This is a genomic window from Nocardioides sp. P5_C9_2, from assembly GCF_054049555.1.
This window is the reverse complement of sequence record NZ_JBFUMD010000508.1, coordinates 1-2,715: the sequence shown is the minus strand read 5'-3', so window position 1 is coordinate 2,715 and position 2,715 is coordinate 1. Positions and strand designations below refer to the sequence as shown.

General features: G+C 57.9%; 2 protein-coding genes. Both read right to left on the bottom strand.

The features are described from left to right. Positions 1-601, bottom strand: a 601-nt coding sequence (locus ACXJKL_RS18905; RefSeq protein ID WP_457208546.1) for a polysaccharide pyruvyl transferase family protein, incomplete at its 3' end; no start/stop codon positions are given. Positions 602-1,062: 461 nt separating this feature from the next. After that, positions 1,063-2,187, bottom strand: coding sequence for a hypothetical protein (locus ACXJKL_RS18900; RefSeq protein WP_457208545.1), 1,125 nt, complete (start codon positions 2,185-2,187; stop codon positions 1,063-1,065). Between the last annotated feature and the right edge of the window lie 528 nt (positions 2,188-2,715).

Genomic DNA, 2,715 nt, shown 5'->3' with positions numbered 1-2,715 from the left:
CTATGGAGATGCAGTATTGCGACAATCCTCGATCCTGAGCCAATGCAAAGTGCTTCTCCTCGTACGCGAGCAGCGCAACTGGTATCCCAGCGCACATACCTGCGATACCGGCATGCATTCGAGCAGCAATGAGCCCCCTTCCTCCCGCCAGAGCCCTGCAGAGTTCACCATACGTTTGAACCTCGACGTAAAACGTGTGGAAGCCCTTCAACTCAAGGGCTTCCTCGAGACGCACTAGGGCACCGACGTCCGCGCCAACGTGAGTTCCTCCGAGGGTGGCGTGCATCGCAACCAGGCCAACGGACGTCCCCCGCGGGAAGGCACTGATGGCCCTTGATAGGTTCGCCACGACACTGCCCATCTCCTTGTCGTCCAAATAATCGGTGCCAACTACAGACACAAACAATGCCTCTGAAGCCTTCGACGATGGGTTCGAGGAGGCGTTCAGGAATGCAAGGTCTGGGGCGACGCGAGAAGCCAAGCCGAGCGCCTTGAAACGCTCTTGGGATCGCGAGTCGCGGGCAGTGAGTTGGACGGCAGAGGTTAGCGCGGCAAAGATTCTCCCTGTACGGCCCGTGGACAATTCGCATGAGATGGGCATTGTTTCCACCGAGCCTGTTACGCGGTTCGCCCACCACCAAGTCCAAGCCACGAGGAGAGACTCGACCTTATATTGGTCACCAAGATATCCCCCTCCCACGGCAACCGTCCTCAAGGAACGGGCATATGCCTTCACCGTCGGATGCGGATACCGTCGGAGGATGATCCTTCTGAGCCGCCACCCTGGGACCAATGCAAGCCCGGTCAACACGGCGAGGCGCAACGCCCACCGTCCGACCAGGAGACGACGGCGTCGTCCCGTGACCGACAAGTATTCAAGGCGGTCGAATATGCGAGGAAAGGTGGTCCCGGTGCCGAGACCACGAAAGGAAGCGGGGTCGACTGCAACTATCGCAATCCGTGAATTGCGGTCCTGCGCGCGAACGACGGATACCGTCCGTGCGACCAACTCGTAATCGCCGAGGTTAGAGGCGCTGTACGCTTCTGAAACAATTACATYGGTCACAGTAGACCACCTTTCGTTTGGGAAATTTTATGAGCTGCTATAGACCACCCGACGGCACTTACGAGAGATGTGATGGCAGCGCCAATCGCGGCCCCCATTGCACCTCCAACTATGGCTCCAGGGATGCCGAAACCAAGCCCAAGCCCCAATGCGAAGAAGCGCAGGCGTAAGAGCTCCACGTCCGCTCCAAACACCTTCAGGCGGACGGTCTGCACGCTCGTGACAACGATGGCCAGGAATCCGCAGATGATCACGGGGAAGACCGGCCGCGCGGCGTCCCAGCTCTCGCCTAGCAGAAGTCCCCCCAGTGCTGGAATAGTCATGACAGCGGTCCCCCACAGCACGGCCGCGGCCTGAACTGAACCGACGGAGATCGCTGGCAGTCCGGTGAATGGCGCTGCGCGGAGCGTCTTCAGAAGATGCGAGTTGCTGGCACTCAGGAGAATTCTTACGGGACCCAGCAAGGTGTCCGCCCCACGAAGAGCCGCTACGCCGACCGGTCCGACGCTGGCCGCTACCAGCCAAAGTGGTATCTGGATAGAAAGCGTACCAATCGCATAGTCGCTGCCAAACCGGATCGCTCGAGCGTCCAGAAAGATGGCGCTAGCCGTTGGCCTATGGCAGTGAAGCCGATTCCGCATAAGCAGACTCGCGATGAGCAGTCCCGGTAGGCAGGCGAGACCCCAAAGAGATAACCATCCGGTGGAACCTAAGCTCTCGCGATGGATAAGAAGGGCAAAGATCCCAATCATTAGTCCCCACCCGCAGTCCAGCAAAGTCGCACCGCCGATGCGGTCGCCGGCGATGAGCGCGAAGCGGGTGAAGTCGTGCAGGAACGGCGCCGCAACGACTAGTAGCCACGGCGAGGGCGCCTGGTCAGGAACCGATGTGAAGAAGAGCAGCACAGAAACCTGTGCGGCAATCGCAATTGCACAACAGCGGAATAGCGCTGACGACAACATGCTTCCCGAGTCCTCGTCACCACCGCGATAGAGCATAAGAAGGTCACTCGAGACTGTCCGGCTCAGACCGATAGAGAGCGTCAGCAGGGTGAGGATCAGAGCAAATTGCCCAAACGCCTCTACAGACAGGAAGTTGGCCGCAAGGATCGTCATGAACATGCTATTCGCGCTGTATGCAGCTTGGTCCAGAGCGAGAAGAATTGGCCTTAAACGATTAGCCATGAAGGCGGAGGCGTGAATTTGCAGAGCCCAAGACGGCCAGGGTTGCGACGACTGCTAGCGATAGCCATACGGATACGAAAAGCACGTTTCCGAGGCCGCCCCGGATGGCCGAAACTAAGTAGTAAAGACAGATCAGTGAAACGATTCTATTCCTAAGGTGGTTACTGGCAACCATGCGATGAAGGGCAGATGCACCTATCCCAACAGAAATCATGCCAAGAACCAGTCCGGCGTCCCCGAAGTTGATAATCCATTCGCCCATCATCGTCGGGGGCAAGCCTCCACCATTGAATCCTTGGCCAGTCCGATCCTTCAGAACTAGATCGTAAGGGACTCGATCTGAGCCAGGCAGTAGTGCCAAGATATTCCAGATGAAGGTTTCGCCCCGTTCGTAGGGGTAGTAGGCTGTTAGTGAGACCACGTCTACCAGATTGCGGCTAAAAGTTGCAGTGTAGTCGCGTAGAT

Excerpts from the sequence above, each read along its gene's own strand:
- ACXJKL_RS18900 (WP_457208545.1), bottom strand. The coding sequence starts at position 2,187 with ATGTTCATGACGATCCTTGCGGCCAACTTCCTGTCTGTAGAGGCGTTT.